General features: G+C 72.2%; 18 protein-coding genes and 1 pseudogene. 13 read left to right on the plus strand and 6 right to left on the minus strand.

Annotation, left to right across the window (positions count from 1 at the left end):
• Positions 1 to 538: 538 nt before the first annotated feature.
• A pseudogene (locus ACFV9T_RS19050) lies at positions 539 to 1,111 on the minus strand (AAA family ATPase); the annotation flags it as partial.
• Between ACFV9T_RS19050 and ACFV9T_RS19055 the strand changes: the two are divergent.
• Both ACFV9T_RS19055 and ACFV9T_RS19060 read left to right on the plus strand, forming a co-directional pair.
• Positions 1,014 to 1,907 (plus strand): MBL fold metallo-hydrolase, encoded by an 894-nt coding sequence (locus tag ACFV9T_RS19055; protein ID WP_385441682.1) that lies wholly within the window; start codon positions 1,014 to 1,016, stop codon positions 1,905 to 1,907. The pseudogene ACFV9T_RS19050 and the gene ACFV9T_RS19055 overlap by 98 nt on opposite strands.
• Positions 1,898 to 3,031 carry a carboxylesterase/lipase family protein gene (locus tag ACFV9T_RS19060; protein WP_385441685.1) on the plus strand — a complete coding sequence of 378 codons (1,134 nt, stop codon included), beginning with the start codon at positions 1,898 to 1,900 and terminating at the stop codon, positions 3,029 to 3,031. Before ACFV9T_RS19055 ends, ACFV9T_RS19060 begins: the two co-directional genes overlap by 10 nt.
• A 13-nt stretch (positions 3,032 to 3,044) precedes the next feature.
• On the opposite strand, the gene ACFV9T_RS19065 is transcribed toward ACFV9T_RS19060, so the two are convergent.
• On the minus strand, positions 3,045 to 3,656 hold the full coding sequence (locus ACFV9T_RS19065; RefSeq protein ID WP_385441686.1) for a GPP34 family phosphoprotein: 612 nt from the start codon (positions 3,654 to 3,656) through the stop codon (positions 3,045 to 3,047).
• Positions 3,657 to 3,770: 114 nt separating this feature from the next.
• Here ACFV9T_RS19065 and ACFV9T_RS19070 point away from each other — a divergent pair, with 114 nt between their 5' ends.
• The 8 genes from ACFV9T_RS19070 (at position 3,771) to ACFV9T_RS19105 (ending at position 13,181) form a co-directional block, all read left to right on the plus strand.
• Complete coding sequence (locus ACFV9T_RS19070) at positions 3,771 to 4,400, plus strand: hypothetical protein (protein ID WP_385441689.1); 630 nt, start codon at positions 3,771 to 3,773, stop codon at positions 4,398 to 4,400.
• A gap of 123 nt (positions 4,401 to 4,523) precedes the next feature.
• Positions 4,524 to 5,387, plus strand: a complete 864-nt coding sequence (locus ACFV9T_RS19075; protein ID WP_385441691.1) for an SAM-dependent methyltransferase — start codon at positions 4,524 to 4,526, stop codon at positions 5,385 to 5,387.
• 80 nt (positions 5,388 to 5,467) lie between these two features.
• The gene (locus tag ACFV9T_RS19080) at positions 5,468 to 5,824 is read left to right on the plus strand and encodes a hypothetical protein (protein ID WP_385441693.1); all 357 of its coding nucleotides are present in this window, start codon (positions 5,468 to 5,470) and stop codon (positions 5,822 to 5,824) included.
• A 230-nt stretch (positions 5,825 to 6,054) separates the two neighbouring features.
• Positions 6,055 to 8,568: a SpoIIE family protein phosphatase gene (locus ACFV9T_RS19085; protein ID WP_385441695.1), complete on the plus strand. Its 2,514-nt coding sequence runs from the start codon at positions 6,055 to 6,057 to the stop codon at positions 8,566 to 8,568.
• Position 8,569: 1 nt separating this feature from the next.
• Entirely contained in the window at positions 8,570 to 9,658 is a 1,089-nt protein-coding gene (locus ACFV9T_RS19090; RefSeq protein ID WP_385441697.1) for a sugar ABC transporter substrate-binding protein, read from the plus strand.
• A gap of 14 nt (positions 9,659 to 9,672) precedes the next feature.
• Entirely contained in the window at positions 9,673 to 10,452 is a 780-nt protein-coding gene (locus tag ACFV9T_RS19095) for an ATP-binding cassette domain-containing protein (protein ID WP_385441698.1), read from the plus strand.
• On the plus strand, positions 10,443 to 11,681 hold the full coding sequence (locus tag ACFV9T_RS19100; protein WP_385441701.1) for a sugar ABC transporter permease: 1,239 nt from the start codon (positions 10,443 to 10,445) through the stop codon (positions 11,679 to 11,681). The genes ACFV9T_RS19095 and ACFV9T_RS19100 overlap by 10 nt, the downstream gene beginning before the upstream one ends.
• 123 nt (positions 11,682 to 11,804) lie before the next feature.
• Entirely contained in the window at positions 11,805 to 13,181 is a 1,377-nt protein-coding gene (locus ACFV9T_RS19105) for an ABC transporter substrate-binding protein (protein WP_385441703.1), read from the plus strand.
• Here ACFV9T_RS19105 and ACFV9T_RS19110 read toward each other — a convergent pair.
• Positions 13,171 to 13,605: a hypothetical protein gene (locus ACFV9T_RS19110; RefSeq protein ID WP_385441706.1), complete on the minus strand. Its 435-nt coding sequence runs from the start codon at positions 13,603 to 13,605 to the stop codon at positions 13,171 to 13,173. The genes ACFV9T_RS19105 and ACFV9T_RS19110 overlap by 11 nt on opposite strands.
• 352 nt (positions 13,606 to 13,957) lie before the next feature.
• Between ACFV9T_RS19110 and ACFV9T_RS19115 the strand changes: the two genes are divergently transcribed.
• Together ACFV9T_RS19115 and ACFV9T_RS19120 are read left to right on the plus strand one after the other, a co-directional pair.
• The gene (locus tag ACFV9T_RS19115) at positions 13,958 to 14,833 is read left to right on the plus strand and encodes a helix-turn-helix domain-containing protein (RefSeq protein WP_385441708.1); all 876 of its coding nucleotides are present in this window, start codon (positions 13,958 to 13,960) and stop codon (positions 14,831 to 14,833) included.
• An 86-nt stretch (positions 14,834 to 14,919) separates the two neighbouring features.
• Entirely contained in the window at positions 14,920 to 15,735 is an 816-nt protein-coding gene (locus tag ACFV9T_RS19120) for an SAM-dependent methyltransferase (RefSeq protein ID WP_385441710.1), read from the plus strand.
• A gap of 19 nt (positions 15,736 to 15,754) precedes the next feature.
• On the opposite strand, the gene ACFV9T_RS19125 is transcribed toward ACFV9T_RS19120, so the two are convergent.
• Both ACFV9T_RS19125 and ACFV9T_RS19130 read right to left on the minus strand, forming a co-directional pair.
• Positions 15,755 to 16,411: a response regulator gene (locus ACFV9T_RS19125; RefSeq protein WP_385441711.1), complete on the minus strand. Its 657-nt coding sequence runs from the start codon at positions 16,409 to 16,411 to the stop codon at positions 15,755 to 15,757.
• A 16-nt stretch (positions 16,412 to 16,427) separates the two neighbouring features.
• Positions 16,428 to 17,606 (minus strand): sensor histidine kinase, encoded by a 1,179-nt coding sequence (locus tag ACFV9T_RS19130; RefSeq protein WP_385441712.1) that lies wholly within the window; start codon positions 17,604 to 17,606, stop codon positions 16,428 to 16,430.
• Between the two features lie 157 nt (positions 17,607 to 17,763).
• Between ACFV9T_RS19130 and ACFV9T_RS19135 the strand changes: the two genes are divergently transcribed.
• Positions 17,764 to 18,018 carry a hypothetical protein gene (locus ACFV9T_RS19135; RefSeq protein ID WP_385441715.1) on the plus strand — a complete coding sequence of 85 codons (255 nt, stop codon included), beginning with the start codon at positions 17,764 to 17,766 and terminating at the stop codon, positions 18,016 to 18,018.
• 9 nt (positions 18,019 to 18,027) lie between these two features.
• On the opposite strand, the gene ACFV9T_RS19140 is transcribed toward ACFV9T_RS19135, so the two are convergent.
• The coding region (locus ACFV9T_RS19140; protein WP_385441718.1) for an ATP-binding cassette domain-containing protein at positions 18,028 to 18,835 on the minus strand (808 nt) is incomplete at its 5' end.

Consider the following 18,835-nt stretch of genomic DNA (forward strand, 5'->3'; position numbering starts at 1 on the left):
GGTAGATCGCGGACCGGATCAGCGGATGCCGGAAGCGGGCGCGCCGGGCGTCGCCGCCGCCGGTGATCCGGAGCAGTCCGGCGGCCTCGGCCGGGGCCAGCGCCTCGATGCGGCCCGCCACCGCCCGCTCGTCGGCGGCGACCAGGAGCAGGGCGTGGCGGGTGGCCTCGGGGAGGGCGTCGAGGTCGGCGGCGTAGAGCCGCGTCAGGCGGTCGGTGGGCGGCAGGAGGTCTTCGGTGGTGGCGTCCGGGGCGAGTGTGGGCCCTGACGTCCCGTACGCGCGGGCCAGTTCGACCAGGGCCAGCGGGTTTCCGGCGGCCTGGTCGAGGACGCGCATCCGGCGGCCGCCGGTGGGCGGATGCGGCTGCCCGTCCAGCAGCTGGACCGCGGCGGCGGCGTCCAGCGGGCCCAGCGCGAGGGTGGGAAACCCGGAGAACGCCGCCGGGGCCGCGCCCGTGGTGTCCCGGGTGCCCGCGAGGAGGGCCAGCGGCTCGTCGTCGATGCGCCGGGCGGCGAAGGCCAGGGCCTCCAGCGAGCCGGTGTCGATCCACTGCAGATCGTCCACGACCACCAGCAGGGGCGACCGCTGGGCGAGGTCGGACAGCAGGGCGAGCAGGGCGACGCCGAGGAGGAGTCGATCGGGTGGGCCGGTGGCGTCACCGTCATCGGCCCCGATCGCGCCGAGCAGCGCCGACCGCTGGCGGGCGGGCAGCCGGGCGGCGTCGCCGAGGACCGGTCGCAGCAGTTGGTGGAGGGCGGCGAACGGCAGGTTCGCCTCGCTCTCGCTGCCCGTCATCCGCAGCACCCGCCCCCGGTGCCGGTCCGCCGCCAGCCCGAGCAGGCTGCTCTTGCCCGCGCCCGGCTCTCCCGTCACGACGAGCACGCCGCTGGTCACTCCGCGCACGGCCGCGCTCTCGCGCTCCCTCCCCACCATGGTCATCACCCGACTGTATCCGCCGGTGCAGTCATGTGACGGATACCGCGGGGCCGGGGCCCGGGAGCAGGCTGGACGCATGGACACCATGACACTGGGCGATATCGACATCACCCGCGTGGTCGAGCTGCCCCCGAGGGGCCTGGCCCGCGACATCATCTTTCCCGACGTACCCATGGAGCACTGGCGGGCGCACGAGAGCTGGCTGGCACCCGAGTTCGTGGACCTGGCCGCCGATCAGGTGCGCACGATGATCCAGACCTGGGTGCTGCGCAGCGAGGGCCGGACCATCCTCATCGACACCGGCATCGGCAACGGCCGCGAGCGGCACATGCCGCTCTTCCACCACCTGGACACCAACTACCTCGGCGAGCTGGCCGCGGCGGGGGTGCGGCCGGAGGACGTCGACACGGTGATCTGCACGCATGTGCACGGCGACCACGTCGGCTGGAACACCCACCTGGTCAACGGCGAGTGGCGGCCGACCTTCCCGAACGCGCGGTACGTGATCTCCCGCGCCGACTTCGACTACTGGAACCCGGCGAACGGCCACCGCACCCGCTCCGGCCCGGGCATGGCGAACGTCTTCGAGGACAGCGTGGCCCCGGTCCACGATGCGGGGCAGACCGTACTGTGGGAGGGCGACCACTACGACATCGACTCCCAGTTGCGCCTGGAGGCCGCCCCGGGCCACACGCCCGGCTCCGCCGTCGTACGGCTGCGGTCGGGCACGGACCGGGCGCTGTTCGCGGGCGACCTGCTACACAGCCCGCTGCAGATCGCCGAGCCCGACGACTGCCCCTGCTTCGACGAGGACGAGGCTCAGGCACGGATCGCCCGGCGCCGGGTGCTGGAGTCGGCCTCGGACGAGGGTGCCCTGCTGTTCCCCGCGCACTTCCCCGGCGCGGGCGCGGCCGAAGTGCGGCGCGACGGCGACCGGTTCGCGGTGAAGGAGTGGGCGGCATGGCGGTGAAGGTGTTCCGCAACATCCCGTACGCCGCCGCCCCGACCGGTGCCGCGCGGTTCGCGGCGCCGACGCCGCTGGAGGGTGTGCGTGGCTTCGACGGGCCGGGGCCGACCGCCCCCGCCCCGGCCCGGCGGTTCGCGGTGGACCTGAGCCCGGTGATGGGTCCGGGCTGGGTGCGCGGCGACGACTATCTGACCCTCAATGTGTGGACCCCGGAGGTACGTCCCGACGCGAACGCGCCGGTGATGGTCTTCGTGCACGGCGGCGGCTTCCTGTCCGGCACCGGCCAGGCGCCGCTCTACGACGGGACGTCCTTCACCCGCGACGGCGTCGTCCTGGTCACGCTCAACTACCGGCTCGGCGCGCCCGGTTGGCTCGACCTGCCGGACGCCCCGCGCAACCGTGGCCTGCTGGACGTGGTCGCCGCGCTGCGGTGGGTGCGCGCGCACATCGCGGAGTTCGGCGGGGACGCTGACCGGGTCACGGTGTTCGGTCAGTCGGCGGGCGCGATGCTGGTCAGCGGGTTGCTGGTGACGCCCGGGGCGGCCGGACTGTTCCGGCGCGCCATCAGCCAGAGCGGCGGACTGCACACGCTGACCGGCGAACAGGCGGCGGAGACGACCCGGGCGCTGGCGGACCGTCTTGGCGTTCCGGCGACGGTGGTGGGGTTCGCCGACATCCCCGACGAGGAGTTGGTGTCCGCGGTGGACGGACTGCCCGGTGCCGGGGCCCGGCTGACCCCGTTCGGGGTGGTGCTGGACGGCGTACCCGAGGCGCACCCGGTGGACCTGCTGGTGGGCACGAACACCCAGGAGTCGCGGCTCTATCAGCGGCCGGAGCACAGCACGGCCATCGACGCGATGTTCCGGAACGGCAGTCAGCGGCTGGTGTCCCTGCACGGCAAGGCGTTCCGTTACGACTTCGACTGGCGGGACGGTCCGCACGGCGCGTGCCACACCGCGGACCTCCCGTTCGTGTTCGACAACACCGACCTGCCCGCGCTGCGGACGCCGGACGGGCTGCTCGGGCCGGACATCCCGCCGTCGCTCGCCGCGCAGATGCACGGCGCGTGGGTGCGCTTCGCCACCACGGGGGATCCGGGCTGGTCGGGGTCGCGCCGGTTCGGGTAACGGCCACGGTGGATCAGTAGCCGCGGCGGACGTTGTCCACGGCCGCCTCGTCGCGCCGCCGGTCCCGCCGCTGCCGTTCGGCCGCCAGCTCCGCGAGGGCGTCGTCGAGGGCGGCGAGCACCCGCGCCACCGCGTCGTCGGACACCTTCGGTGCCTCGCCGTCCGGCTCGCGGAGGCCGATGGCCTCCGTCAGGGCGGCGAGGACGGGTTCGTCCGACCGCAGGCGGTGTGCCGCCCGGCGGCGGGCGTCGGTGTCGACCAGGGCCAGTTCACGGGTCCAGAACACCTTCCAGCGGCGGTTGCGCTGCCGGACGAGCTGCCCGTCCGCCTCCAGCGCGGACAGATAGTCGGCGGACAGCCCGCGGCCCCGGCGCCACAGCCAGTCGCCAACGGTCTCGTACGGCTCCTCCCGCACGAGCGACGTGGCGGCCTGGTGCAGCAGCGGATCGCCGGGCGCCCCCGCCGGGCCCGGCACGACGCGCTCGCCGTCCAGCCCGGCCTCCCGGGCGGCGAGGAGGTCGATCAGCTCGGCCCCGGCGAGCGCGAGCGACAGATCGCCCCGCTCCACGAGGCGGCTGGGCTCCGCGTCCATGGTGACGATCAACAGGTCCCGGGGTGTGGTCATGAAAGGACTCCCTGTCACGGCGACCGTTACGACCAGTGTCCTCCCGGGTCGTTGCGGATGCATCCGCCCAGGTCGGGACTTGGCTTCCCTCGCCTGGCGATCGAGACTGCGGTCATGCACATGGAACAGGGGACGCAGCAGGAGTACGTCGTCAAGACCGACCCGGGGACGGTGGCCCGCGTACGGGCCTCGTTGCTGCGTACCCTGCCGTGGTCCGCGTGGGGCACGGTCGTCATCTCCGTGTTGCTCGGCGCCGCCATTGTCGCGATGGTCCTCGCCGTGGATCTCGGGGGTACCGAGCTGTGGTTCACGCTCTTCGTGTGGCCGGTGCCGATCTACCTGTACGACGCCAAGCGCCAGTTCACCGTGCTACGGCGACTCAAGCAGACCTGGGCGGTCAAGGAGATCTCCCCGGTCCTGATGCGGGTGACCGAAGAGGGCCTGTGGTGTGTCGTCGACGCGGCGCCCGAGGACGTCTTTCTCCCCTGGGCCACGGTCACGAACGTCCAGGTGAAGGTCCGTGGCCGCATCAGCGCGCTGCGGGTGGCGCTCGCCCCCGGGGCCGCCACCGCCCCCGGAGCCAGTGGGCTGGACCAGCCCGAGGTCCGGCGCCAGACACGGCGGTCCTGGAAGGGGGTCTCGCGGCTTCGCCTCGCCGTCTACCACCCCCTCCAGCCGCTCAGCGAGAGCGAGATCGACCAGGCGCTCGGCCACTTCTCGGGCGGACGCGTGCGCACCCGCTGACACCATCGCCCCGTCAACGGCCGCTCCCCTGCGCGCAGTTAGCCGGACCCGCGAGTAACCGGCCATCCCGGGCGGCCTACGATCCTTGGCAAACAGCCGCCGCGATACGGAGGAGAACGCCACGTGACCGCGCAAGGTGTAGCACCCCAGACCGGGAGTGGGCCCGAGCCCCCCAACACCCCGCTCAACCAGGGACGACCGCACAGCGCCCGGATGTACGACTACTTCCTGGGCGGCAAGGACAACTACGTCGCCGACCGCCAGGCCGCCGCCAAGGTGCTCACGCTGTGGCCGGGTGTCATGGTCGCAGCGCGCACCAACCGCGCGTTCATGCAGCGCGCGGTCCGGTTCCTCGCCGCCGAGCGGGGCATCCGGCAGTTCCTCGACATCGGCACCGGCATTCCCACCCGGCCCAATCTGCACGAGGTCGTCCAGTCGGTGGCCCCGGAGTCACGGGTGGTGTACGCCGACAACGACCCGATCGTGCTGGCCCACGCGCAGACGCTGCTCACCAGCAGTCCCGAGGGGCGCACGGCGTACGTCGACGCGAATGTCGCCGACCCCGACACGATCCTCGCCTCCCCCGGCGTCACCGAGGTGCTGGATCTGTCCCAGCCCGTGGCCCTGAGCCTGTGCGCGCTGCTGCACTTCGTGCCGGACGACTGGGAGCCGCACAAGATCGTGGGCAAGCTGGTCGACGCGCTCGCGCCCGGTTCGCATCTCGTCCTGAGCCACATCACCCCGGACTTCGACCCCGAGGCCACCCAGCGGACCGTGCAGATCTACCACAGCGGTGGGATCCAGGGGAAGATCCGCTCCCGGGACGAGGTGGAGCGGTTCTTCACCGGTCTGGAGCTGGTCGAGCCCGGCCTCGTGGTGCCGCACCGCTGGCGCACCGACCTGGCCACCGGGGACCCGGGAGTGGAGACCGGCGATGTGACCGACGAGGAGGTCTCCTTCTGGGCGGGCGTCGCCCGTAAGCCCTAGCAAGGCCCTGGCAGATGGCCGATTGAGGGGATTTACGCCAAGTCACTGTGCGTACCCTCTCAGTTCGCTACTGTGACGGCATGAGCGCCAGGAACGTGGACCCCGCTGACGAGTGGCCGCTGCCTCCGCCCTGGATGTGGGGATGCGGCAAGTGCACCGATCTGTACCGGGCGATGAAGCAGGCCCCCAAGCTGGTGGACGCCGCGCTGGAGGAGCTGGGGCCGGGGATCGACTGCGATCCCCATGACTCCATCGTGTCGACCCAGATCCGGCTGGCCCGGCACATCGCCACCCGCCATGTCTCGGAACTGCCCGAGGCCGACGAGGAGTGCGAGCGGTGCGTATCGGACGCGTCCGGGAATCTTCCCGCCGTCCTCGCCCTGGAGCACCGGGCCCGCCATCTCTTCGCGCCGCCCAGCATCGTCGACATGCTGTAGTCGAGCTGTAGTCGGCCCACCGCGGTTCCCCGCCGTCCGGCCCGCCCTGCGGCTTCCCTGAGCTGTGACATTCTGGTGGGTGGGTGCCCTGCCACTCCTGGGCGGCGCGGTCCGGCCTCGCCGGATGTGGCACCCCTGCCCTCGCCGCCCGTGTTCCGGGGACTTCCACCTGCCCGTACCTGCGGCACGGAGGGGAGGCAGACGGGAACATGGCCCATGGTGCCGGTCCGATGTCCCCGGCGCCGGACCCCACCGGGAGGGAGCGGGTTCTGGCGTTCGCCGGGGTGTCGCTGGCGGCCGTCTATGTGCTGGGCGACGGGAGCGACGGCCTGCGGCTGGTCGAGACCACGAAGGCCGCCGGGGCCGATGCCGACGCGGCTCCGCACGCCGCCCTCCCGCAGCACTACGCGCTCTCCGGCCGCTCGCCCGCCGCCGACGCCCTGTGCACCGGCCGCCCCCTGTGGCTGGACTCCGCGGCACTCGCCAGCTACCAGCAGGACGGCGTGGCGGTGCGGTGGCCCGGTGCCTCGCTGGGCGCGCTGCCGCTCGGGACCGAGGGCAGCAGGCTGGGCTGTCTGCTCATCGTGGGCAGCGCCGCGGACGGCTTCGAGACGGAGCAGCGGGGCTTTCTGCTGCGGTATGCCGACGCCATCGCCACCCGGCTCCGGGGGGCCGGTGCGTCCGCCACCGCGCCCGGCGCCGGGGCGACCACGCTGCTGGGTCCCGCGCTGCGGAGCCTGCGCGTCGGATCGTTCGTGCTGCTGCCCGGCACCGGTCTGATCGAGGCGGACGCGACCCTGCTCGACCTGATCGGCATCGCGCCGGACGACTTCAACGGCACGGTGGACGCGCTGCTCGCGCGCACCGTGCCGGAGGACCTGCCCGCGCTGCTGTCGGTCGTCGAGCCCGCCGCGCAGGTGGCCGGGGACCGCGAGCTGGAGTTCCGGATCCGCCGTCCGACCGGCGAGGTGCGCTGGCTCCGGCTGAGCTGCCGGGTGAGTACCGACGCGGCGGGGCGGCCGGAGCGCGTGGTGGGCGTGGTCACCAGCGCCGCCGCACTGCGCTCCCGCGCCGACGACGTGTCCCGGGTGCAGTGGCTGACGACCGCGCTCGACAACGCGATGACGGTCCGGGACGTGAGCCGGGTGGTGGTCGCCGCCCTGGGCGAGCCGCTGGGCGCGGACCGGGTGGCGCTCGCCGAGCTGCAGGCGGACCGGCTGGTGGTGGTGGGGCTCGATCCGCCGCAGGCCGACGCGTGGCCGGAGCTGTGGCGTTCGGAGTGGCACTCCGAGTGGCCGGACGCGTCCCTGCACGCGCTGCCGAGCCTGCGGGCGGCGCTGCGGGAGGGCCGCCCACGGCTGTGGCCCGCGGGGGCCGCGCTGGAGCCGGGGCTCGCGGGCATCGGTCCCGGGGGGCTGGCCGTGCTGCCGCTCCCGGCCCACGGCCAGGTGGCGGGGGTGTGTCTGATCGGCTGGGACGCCCCGCATCCGTTCGGCCCCGAGGAGCGTTCACTGCTCACCGCGACGGCGGGGCTGGTCGGCCAGACCCTGATGCGGGCGCACGCCTACGACGCCGAGCAGGAGCTGGCCACGATGCTCCAGCGCTCCCTGCTGCCGCGCAGTCTGCCGCCGCTGCCCGGCGGGGTGGCCGTCGCCCGCTATCTGCCCGCGATGCGGGGACTCCAGGTGGGTGGCGACTGGTACGACGTTATCGCGCTCTCCGAGAGCCGGGTGGCGCTGGTCATCGGCGATGTGCAGGGGCACAGCGCCGCCGCCGCGACGATCATGGGCCAGATGCGGACGGCGGTCCGCGCGTACGCCGTGGAGGGGCATCCGCCGGATGTGGTGGTGTCCCACGCCAACCGGCTGCTGGTGGGCATGGAGGCGGATCTGTTCGCCACCTGCGCCTACGTGGAGCTGGACATGGAGGAGGGCAACGCCTGGTTCGTCCGGGCCGGGCATGTGGCGCCGCTGGTGCGCCGCCCGGACGGCACCACCGAGGAGGTGGCGGTCGAGGGTGGACTGCCGCTGGGGGTGGTGGCGGACGCGGAGTTCCCCATGACGGCGGAGCCGCTGGCCCCGGGCACGGTCCTCGCGCTGCTCACGGACGGTCTGGTGGAGTCCTCGACGCTCCATCTGGACGAGGGCATGCGCCGGATGCGGGCCGCGCTGACCACCGCCCCCACTGATCTCGGCCGGATGGCGGACGCGCTGCTCGCGGTGGCCGACCAGCGTCACGACGACGTGGCGCTGCTGCTCCTGCGGTACGACGGCATGCGGGTGCGGCCCATCCGGGCGGGCTGGCTGGTGTGGCGGCTGCCCGACGCCGTGATGCACGCCCGCCGCTTCACCGCGCGCACGCTGCGCTCGTGGGGCCTGGTGGATCAGGCCGATACGACGCTGCTGGTCGTCTCCGAACTGGTCACCAACGCGCTGATGCACACCCACGGCACGGTCCGTCTCGACCTCACCTACGCCGCGGACCGGATACGCGTCACGGTGACCGACTCGTCCCCCCGGGCGCCCGCCAAGCCGGTGGTCACGGACTGGGAGGCGACCGGTGGCCGGGGGCTGCTGCTGGTCGAGGCGATGTCGGCGTCCTGGGGCTCCGTACCGGCGGGTGGGGGCAAGCAGGTGTGGAGCGAGATCGTCGTACCGCCGCGGGCCCCCGGTGTCGCCGGGCCCGGCGACACAGAACCCGGCGACACAGAACCCGGGCCCCGCGTCCGGCAAGGGGGTGGGTGACATGAGGATGTCCCGTACCCGGAGCGCGGTCGCCGCCGTGGCCGCGGGGCTGCTGGCCGTCTCCCTCGCGAGCTGCGGGGAGAACGGCGGGGCGCAGGACGGGAACGCCTTCAGGATCGGTCTGCTGCTGCCGAGCCAGCAGATCACCCGGTACGAGAAGGCCGACCGGCCGCTGATCGAGAAGCGGGTGAAGGAGCTGTGCCCCGGCTGCACCCTGGACCACGCCAACGCCGGGGACGACGTGGCGAGCCAGCAGCGGCAGATGAACTCCATGATCACCCGCGGGGTGGGGGCGCTGATCCTCGACGCCGTCGACGCCAAGGCGCTGCGCTCCTCGGTGCAGGCGGCACACAAGGCGGGCATCCCGGTCATCGCCTACGACCGGCTCGCCGAGGGCCCGATCTCGGGCTATGCCTCGTTCAACGGCGGACAGGTCGGCAAGCTCCAGGCCAGTGCGCTCCTGAACGCCCTGCGGGCCAAGGGGGACGGCCGCCAGATCGTCATGATGAACGGCGATCCGAGCAGCCCCAACGCGGTCTGGTTCAAGCAGGGCGCCATGTCCGTCCTCCGGGACAAGGTACGGATCGGCAAGTCGTACGACGTCGTCGAGTACCGCCCGGACAACGCGTACGACGACATGGAGGCGGCCATCACCGCGCTGGGCCCGCGCCGGATCGGCGGTGTCCTGGCGGCCAACGACAGCATCGCCGCCGGTGCCATCTCGGCCCTCAAGTCCGCGCGGATCAGGCCGGTGCCGCCGGTCACCGGGCAGGACGCCGACCTGGACGCCGTGCAGCGCATCGTCAGCGGCGACCAGTACATGACCGTCTACAAGCCTTTCAAGGCCGAGGCGAACGCCGTCGCCGCCATGGCCGTCGCCCTGGGGCGGGGCCAGAGCCTGCGCGGCATCGCCCGGACGACGGTCGACAGCCCCACCACCCGGAACATCCCGGCCTCCCTGCTCACCCCGGTCGCCGTGACGGCCGCCAACATCAAGAAGACCCTGGTCAAGGACGGTGTCTACACGATCGGGGAGATCTGCACGCCCAAGCTGCGGGCCTCCTGTGACAAGGCCGGCCTCACCCGCTGACGGAGGTGATTTCGGTGGCCGCCCCTCCCCTGCTGACGCTGCGCGGCGTATCCAAGCGCTTCGGCGGCGTCCAGGCGCTGATGGACGTCGACCTGCAGATCCGGGCCGGTGAGGTCGTCGCGCTGGTGGGCGACAACGGCGCGGGCAAGTCCACCCTGGTCAAGGTGATCGCCGGGGTCGGCCCCGCAGACCAGGGCGTCATCGAGTGGGAGGGCCGCTGCGTCCAGATCAAACGGCCGCACGACGCGCAGGCCCTGGGCATCGCCGCCGTCTACCAGGACCTCGCGATGTGCGAGAGCCTCGACGTCGTCGGCAATCTCTTCCTCGGCCGTGAGGTCTCCCGCGCCGGGATCCTGGACGAGGTGGAGATGGAGCGGCGGGCCCGCGACCTGATGCACACGCTGTCCATCCGCATCCCCGATGTGCGGGCGCCGGTCGCCATCCTGTCCGGCGGCCAGCGGCAGGCCGTCGCGATCTCCCGTTCGCTGCTGAGCGAGCCCAGGGTCCTCCTGCTGGACGAGCCCACCGCCGCCCTGGGCGTCGAGCAGACCAGTCAGCTGCTGGACCTCATCGAGGAGCTGCGCGACCGTGGTCTGGGCGTGCTCCTCATCAGCCACAACATGGGCGACATCAAGGCCGTCGCGGACCGGGTCGCGGTGCTGCGCCTGGGCCGTAACAACGGGCTCTTCGAGGTGCCCACCACCACCCAGGAACGCATCATCTCCTCCATCACCGGCGCCGCCGACAACGCCGTGGCCCACCGCACGACGGGTGAGGAGGGGGCATGGCCGTAGGAGAGAACTTCCGGGGGTACGCGGACGCGGTCCGCCACCGGCTGCGCGGCGGCGAGGCGGCCCGGCGCGGGCTGCGGGTGGGCGAGCGGGGTCCGCTCCTGGTCATCTTCGGCCTGGCCGTGATCTGGCTGGTCTTCCAGGGGCTGAACGCCAACTTCCTCTCGCCGCGCAATCTGTCCGACCTCAGTGTGGACATCGCCGCCACCGGCCTGGTCGCGGTGGGCATCGTGTTCGTGCTGCTGATCGGCGAGATCGACCTGTCGGTGGGCTCGGTCAGCGGGCTGGCGGGCGCCGCGTTCGCCGTGCTGAACGTGTACCTCGGCATGCCGGAATGGCTCGCGATCGTGGTGGCGGTGGCCGCGGGGACGGCCGTGGGCGCGCTGCACGGGTTCTTCTTCGCCCGGGTCGGGGTGCCCGCGTTCGTGGTGACCCTCGCCGGGCTGCTCGCCTGGAACGGACTGACCCTCTACCTGCTGGGCGCGAGCGGCACGATCAACATCGATGAGAGCGGGCTGGTGGCGGCCCTGACCAGCCTCTACTTCAGCGGTGGCGTCATCGCGTACGGGCTGGCCGCGCTCGGCACGGCCGGGTACTTCCTGGCCGCGCGGCGGACCCGGCGGCGGCGCCGGGACGCCGGGATGCCGTATCGTCCGGCGGCCGAGATCGGGGTGCGCACGGCCGCCCTGGCGGTCATCGCGTTCGCCACCGCCCATACGCTCACCCGGTTCCAGGGCGTGCCGCTCGGGCTGCTGATCTTCCTGGCCGTCGTCGTCGGCTCGGATCTGCTGCTGCGCCGCACCCGCTCGGGGCGGAAGGTGTTCGCGGTGGGCGGCGGGGTCGAGGCGGCCCGCCGCGCCGGGGTGGACGTGGTGCGGGTGCGGATCGCGATGTTCATGGTGTCGGGGACGCTGGCGGCGGTCGGCGGGCTGTTCGTGGCCTCGGGGCTGACCTCGGCGAGCCCGACGACGGCCCGTGCGGCGGGCTCCGGGATGCTGCTGATCAACGCGGTGGCCGCGGCGGTGATCGGCGGTACCAGCATGTTCGGCGGGCGCGGCTCGGCGTGGTCGGCGCTGCTGGGCGCGCTGGTCATCCAGTCGATCGCCTCGGGCATGGCGCTGCTGGGCATCCAGGACGCCGTCCAGTTCATGGTCACCGGCGGGGTGCTGCTGGCGGCCGTGGTCGCGGACTCGCTCGCCCGGCGTTCCGCTCAGGCGCGCGCCCCCACCTGACGGTCGTCACGGTCCGGGCGTGACGCTATGCTGCACAAAGGGCTTCCCATTTCCGGGCAAGCCAGACATCTCGCCGGATGTGCTGGAAGGATCCGATGCGCTCACCGTGACCATCGGAGTGCGATGAAACGTCTTCTTCTCACCCGCGCGGCCACGGCGGCCGCGCTCGCCGCGGCCCTGGTGGTCTCCGGCTGCCAGGGCACCGGCGTGCGGTCTTCCCGGGAGGGGAAGGAGAGCATTCGTGTGCTCGCCGTCAAAAATCCGCAGATGGAGACCCTGAAGCAGTACACGAAGAAGTACTTCTCCTCGCGGACCGGCATCACCGTCGACTACACCCTGCTTCCCGAGAACGAGGCGCGGGAGCTGATGAACAGGGAGTTCGCGCGGCAGAGCGGCCGGTACGACGTGGCGAGCGTGAGCGCGTACGAGGTGCCGATCTACTCCAGGAACCACTGGCTCGCCCCGCTGGACTCCTACGCGAAGGCGGACAAGGCCTTCGACCAGAAGGACATCTTCCCCAGCCTGATCATGGCGCTGACCGGCGCCGACGGGAAGATCTACGCCGAGCCCTTCTACGGCGAGGGGTCCTTCCTGATGTACCGAAAGGACCTCTTCCGCAAGACCGGGCTGACCATGCCGCGCGATCCGACCTGGAAGCAGGTCGCCTCGCTGGCGGCGAAGATCGACGGCACCGACGGCGCGAGCGGCATCTGCCTGCGCGGCCTGCCCGGCTGGGGCCAGAACCTCGCCCCCATCAACACCGTGGTGAACACCTTCGGCGGCGCCTGGTACGACATGCAGTGGAACGCCAAGCTCACCTCGCCGGAGTTCACCAAGGCGATTCAGTTCTATGTCGACCTGGTGCGCAAATACGGCGAGCCCGGCGCCGCCCGCAGCGGAGTCCTCGAAATCCTCGCCGACTTCAGCCAGGGCAAATGCGCCATGATGTACGACGCCAGCTCGCTCGCGACCTCGATCGAGTCCGACGGCTCCACGGTCAAGGGCAAGGTCGGCTACGTCCCCGCCCCGCACAAGGACACCCGCAGGGCGGGCTGGCTGTGGACCTGGGCGTGGGGCATCGAGAACGCCTCCAAGAAGAAGGACGCCGCCTGGAAGTTCATCTCCTGGGCCTCCTCCAAGCAGTACCAGGAGCAGATCGGCGACACGCTCGGCTGGAACGAGGCCCCGGCGGGCAGCCGCCAGTCGCTCTACACCAACCCCAACTACCAGCGCGCGGCGGCCACCTGGTACCGGCAGGAGTACGCGGCGGTGAAGAACTCCGCCGACCCCAAGAACCCGGGCGTGGACCCGCGCCCCTACCAGGGCATCTCGTTCGTCGGCATCCCGCAGTTCGCCGACCTCGGCACCAAGGTCTCCGCACAGATCAGCGCGGCCATCGCCGGAAAGCAGTCGGTGCGCGAGGCCCTGCAGATCTCCCAGAAGCTCGCCCAGGACGCGGTGGCGGACTACCGCACCGGCGGCCGGGGCGCTAGTCGGTGACCGACCAGCACGGCATGACACCGGCGATGTGGCAGGCCATGAAGTAGAGCGGGATCGGCGGCGTGTACGGAGAGTCGTCCTCGGGATGGTGGACGAGGCGGAGGTTACGGGGCGCCCGTGCGCCGCGCGGCCCGCTGGCCGAACCCACGTACGCCCCGATCGAGTAGCTGGTGACGGCGGGCCACACCAGGCCGATATGCGATCCGGCGGGCACGATCCACCACCACTGGTCATCGCAGGCGAAGATACATCCGATGCGGGGCAGCCGGTCCATGACCCGCTTCCCGTGGTCCGCGGACATCCCGACCGCGTCATAGCCCAGCCCGGCGGACAGCCCCGCGGGGAGGGCCAGTCGGCCACGGCGCGCACCGCGCGGGAGCCCCGGCGGGCCGCTCGCGAGATGCGGGGACTTCTTCCGCGGCATGTGAGCCGAAGGCAGGGGGAGGGTGGGGGGAACCACGATCGGTCGCCTTTCGTCTGCCTGCGCACTGTGGGCAGCGCCGGTCCTGCACTGCCCGGTGCCTACCGACGTACACACGCGAACGTTCCGCCGCCGTCGGGCCGCGAATCGGTCCAACCCGTCCGACGTTTCCCCCGGTACCGCGGGCCAACTCCCACGGAGTCACACAGTCGGTGACGGCATGTCCACTGTGTCATCTGCTACGAACGGGTTGCAAGAGGTAACTTGAAATTTGCAAGTCGTTGGATGCAGATGCGGCGGCGACGGATGATCGTGACAGACTGCGACCGTGGAACGCGGCGTGAGGAGGCAGGGAGTGGCGGCGGAATCCGCATGGGGTGGCGCTCCCTCGGTCCTCCGCATGATCCTCGGCAGGCAGCTGGAGGAGCTGCGGACCCGGACCGGGCTCACCTTCGACGAGGCGGGCGCGGCGATCGGCGTCAGCCACTCGACCATCCGCAGGATGGAAGCCGCGAAGGTGGCCCGGCTGCGGCTCGCGGACGTCGAGAAGCTGCTCCAGACGTACGGCGTCACGGACCAGCACGAGATCGACACCTTTCTGAAGTCGGTCCGCGAGGCCAACAAGCGCGGCTGGTGGCACGTCTACCGCGATGTGATGCCGGACTGGTTCGCCGCGTATCTGAGCCTGGAACAGGCGGCGCTCCAGATCCGCGCGTACGAGCCGCAGTTCGTCCATGGCCTGCTGCAGACCGAGGACTACGCCCGCGCCCTGCTGAGCGCGGGCAATCCGCATGTCCCCGCCGAGGCCACCGAGCGCCGGATCGCCCTGCGCATGCGGCGCCAGGAGCTGCTGTCCCGCGAGTCCCCGCCCCGGCTGTGGGTCGTGATGGACGAGACCGTGCTGCGGTGGCCGGTCGGGGGCGCCGCCGTGATGCGCGCCCAGATCGACCATCTGATCGCCCTGAACGCGCTGCCGCATGTGACCCTGCAGATCATGCCGTTCAGCGCGGGTCCGCATCCGGCGATGACGGCCGGGGCGTTCCATGTCTTCCGGTTCCGGGCCGCCGAGTTGCCTGACATCGTCTACCTGGGCGGGCTGATCGGAGCGGTCTATCTGGACAAGACCGACGACGTGGTGGTGTACCGCGAGGCGCTGGACCGGGTGAGCGCCCAGTCGGCGCCCGCCCAGAAGACCGAGGCCCTGCTCGGCGAGATCCGCGAGGAGCTGTGACGTGGGCCCGGATAGTTGACCGCGATAGTTGACCGCGATGGTCGACCGTGACAGTTGACCGACGAGCTGATTGGGAGGGGCGTGCGTTGCGCGACAACGGATGGCCGGCGGAACGGATTGACACCGAGAGCGCACACTCGGCGCGGATCTACGACTACATCATCGGTGGCAAGGACTTTTACCCCGCCGACAAGGAGGCGGGCGACGCCATGGCTCGCGAGTGGCCCGCCCTGCCGGTCCACATGCGGGCCAACCGCGACTTCATGAACCGGGCCGTGCGCTATCTGGCGGAGGAGGCGGGCATCCGGCAGTTCCTCGACATCGGAACCGGCATTCCCACCTCCCCCAATCTGCACGAGATCGCCCAGGCGGTGGCCCCGGACTCGCGGGTCGTGTACGTGGACAACGACCCCATCGTCCTCACCCTGTCGCAGGGCCTGCTCTCCAGCACGCCCGAGGGGAAGACCACCTATGTCGAGGCGGACATGCGCGACCCCGCCGCGATCCTGGCCGCGCCGGAGCTGCGCGACACTCTCGACCTCGGCAAGCCGGTCGCCCTGACGGTGATAGCGATCGTCCACTTCGTCCTCGACGAGGACGACGCCTACGGGATCGTCAACCGCCTCCTGGAGCCGCTGCCTTCGGGCAGCTATCTGGCGATGTCGGTCGGCACCGCCGACTTCGCACCGGAGGAAGTGGGCCGCGTGGCCCGCGAGTACGCGGCGCGGGACATGCCCATGCGGCTGCGCACCGAGGCCGAGGCCGCCCAGTTCTTCGACGGGCTCGACCTGGTCGAGCCCGGTGTCATCCAGGTGCACAAGTGGCATCCGGACGGCCGGGGCACCGAGGTCGCCAAGGACGAGGACATCGCCATGTACGGGGCGGTGGCCCGCAAGCCGTAGCGCGCTGCTCCGGTGGAGGTCAGTCCTCGGCGTCGTGGACGAGCAGCGCGATCTGGACGCGGTTGTTGAGGTCGAGCCGGGTCAGGATCTTCGACACATGGGCCTTCACCGTCGGCAGCGCGAGATGGAGTTCGCGCGCGATCTCCGCGTTGGAGCGGCCGCGTCCGACCGCCCGGGCCACGTCCCGCTCCCGCTCGCCCAGGAGCGCCAGCCGGGCCCGGGCGGCGGCTGCCCGGTCCTCCTGTGCGCCGTCCCCCGTCACCTGCTCGATGAGGCGGCGGGTGACGGCGGGCGACAGCACCGGGTCCCCGGCGGCCACGGCCCGGATGGCCGTGACGATGTCCTGCGGCGGGGTGTCCTTGAGCAGGAATCCGGCCGCTCCGGCGCGCAGCGCCCGCAGCACGTGGGCGTCGGTGTGGAAGGTGGTCAGCACCAGGACCTCCGGGGCGCCGGGCCGGTCCCGCAGGGTCCGGGTGGCGCTCAGCCCGTCGACGCCGGGCATCCGGATGTCCATCAGCACCAGGTCGGGCCCGTGGCGGGCGACCAGCGCGGGCACCTCTGCCCCGTCGGCCGCCTCCGCCACGATCTCGATGTCCGGTGCACCGCCCAGCATCAGGCGCAGCCCGGCCCGTACGATCGCGTCGTCGTCGACGAGCAGGACGCGGATCACCAGCACGCCCCCTTCTCCTGTGTCACCCGTGGCCGGTGGCGGCCTTGGTGTCCGCCAGGGGCCAGGGTAGCCAGGCGCGGACCCGGAAGCCGCCATCGTCGGGTCCGGCGGTCAGTTCGCCGCCCGCCAGCCGGGCCCGTTCCGCGAGCCCGACCAGGCCCTGTCCGCCGCCCGCGCCACCGTGTGGGTCGGGGGCGGCTCCGGGCGGCGGGGAGTTGTGGACCTCGACGGTCAGCCGGTCCGCCGGGGTCCTGGCCACCCGTATGATGACGGGCGCGCCGGGCGCGTGCTTGCGCGCGTTGGTCAGGCATTCCTGCACGATGCGGTACGCGGTGCGGCCCACCACCGGGGGCGGCGCGGGGCCGTCCGGCGGCCCGGTCAGCTCGATCCGGCCGCCCGCCGCGCGGGCCTCGGCCACCAGCCGGTCCAGGTCGGCCAGTTCGGGCTGGGGCCGCTCGCCCTCGGGACCGGCGCGCAGCACCCCGATGACCTCGCGCAGATCGCTCAGGGCCAGATGGGCGCTCTCCCGGATCACCCCTGCCGCCCGGGCGATCTCGGTGCGGGGCGCGCTCGTATGGAATTCCAGCGCCCCGGCGTGCACGCTCAGCAGGGTCAGCCGGTGGCCGAGTGCGTCGTGCATCTCGCGGGCGATCTCCTCCCGCGCCTCCCGCCGGGCCTGTTCGGCGCGCAACTCGGCGTCGGCCTCGGCCAGTTCGGCGCGTTCCCGCAGTGAGGCGATCAGCTGCCGCCGGGACCGCCGGAACAGCCCCCAGCCGATGGTCCCGGCGATGAGCGCGAAGTACGTCACGGCGGAGCCCGCCCGGTCCTCGGGCAGCTCCGGCAGCTGCGCCAGAAAGACGGGGAGGGGTGCGAAGGCCAGCGCCGCCACCCAGGCCGTGGCCCGCCAGGGCCGGGTGGCGGCCACCGTGTAGACGGCCACCATCGCGGGGCCGGTCATGTAGTGCGACAGATGGCTGCCCGCCAGCAGCAGCGCCACCGCCAGCCACACGGGCCACCTCCGCCGCAGCAGCACGGACGCGCATCCCAGCCCACCGGCCACCTGTTCGGCGGCCCGCAGCGCGGGGCTCATGTCCTCCGGGACCGGCACGGACGGCGAGCTGACGACGGCGAAGCAGGCGGCGAAGAGGACCAGCCCCAGGTCGGCGGTCCAGTCCCGGCGGGTGCGGTGGATACGGCGCATATCCCGGCAATGTACGCGGGCCAGGCGGGCGGACGGCACTCCGCGCGGCGACCGCATACTTAAGTACGACGCGGGGCGACTCACGGCCGACTTCGGTCACCGCCCGGCCGACCTCGGCCCGATCCCCCGCCACCGGGCGCCCTCCTACGGTCGGGCCATGACCTCGACTCCCCCGAACACACCCCCGAATCCGCCCCTCGCGGCCGTGACCGACGTGCTCTGCTTCGTCCTCGTCGTCGGCGGTGGCAGTGGCCTGCTGTACGAATGGCTGGGCTTCAAGATCCGCGTTCTGGGGTTCGTGCGGTTCCTCGCCCCCGGTGGCTATGAGATCTACGCGTACATCGTGATGGTCGTCCTCGGGCTCATCGTGGGCGCGGCCGGTGACGCGGTGTTCCGGCGCGGCAAGGGCTGACCGCCGCCACTAGGCCAACTGTCGCCGCACCAACTCGTGCAGTGCGCCGCCCGGTTGGGCCATCAGCTCGGCCGGGGCGCCCTGTTCGACGACCCGGCCCTCCTCCATGACGAGCACCCGGTCGGCATCCATGACGGTCGACAGCCGGTGGGCGATCACCAGGCGGCTGGCGTTGAGGCGGCGAGTGCTGTCGATGACGATGCGCTGGGTCTCGTTGTCGAGGGCGCTGGTGGCCTCGTCGAAGAAGAGGACGCGCGGCCGTCTGATGAGCGCCTGGGCGATCATCAGACGCTGGCGCTGGCCGCCGGAGATGGCGCCGCTGCCGGAGATCATCGTGTGCAGTCCCATGGGCAGCTGGCGGATGTCCTCGGCCAGACCCGCGAGTTCGGCGGCCGCCATGGCCTCCTCGGGGGTGAACGGCTCGGCGCCACGGATGCAGTCGAGCACGGTGCCGCCCAGCGGCTGGGCGTTCTGGAGCACCACCCCGCACTGGCGGCGTACGGCGGCCTGGTCGAGCGCGGCGAGGTCCTGGCCGTCGTAGAGGACACTGCCGGACACCGGCCGTTCGAAGCCGATGAGGAGCCGCAGCAGGGTGGACTTGCCGCAGCCGCTGGGGCCGACGACGGCCACGAACTCGCCCGGCCGGACCTCCAGCGACACATCGTCGAGGACGAGCGGACCGTCTGCGCCGTACCGGAAGGTGAGGTTTCTGGCCTGGAGCGCGCCCGAGAGCGGACCGGGCTGGGTGCTGCCGCCGCGTACCTCGGGCGGCTCGTCCAGGATCGGCTTGACCTCCTCGAACATGGGCAGCACGGCG

The organism is Streptomyces sp. NPDC059850 (assembly GCF_042731515.1).
Taxonomy (GTDB): domain Bacteria; phylum Actinomycetota; class Actinomycetes; order Streptomycetales; family Streptomycetaceae; genus Streptomyces.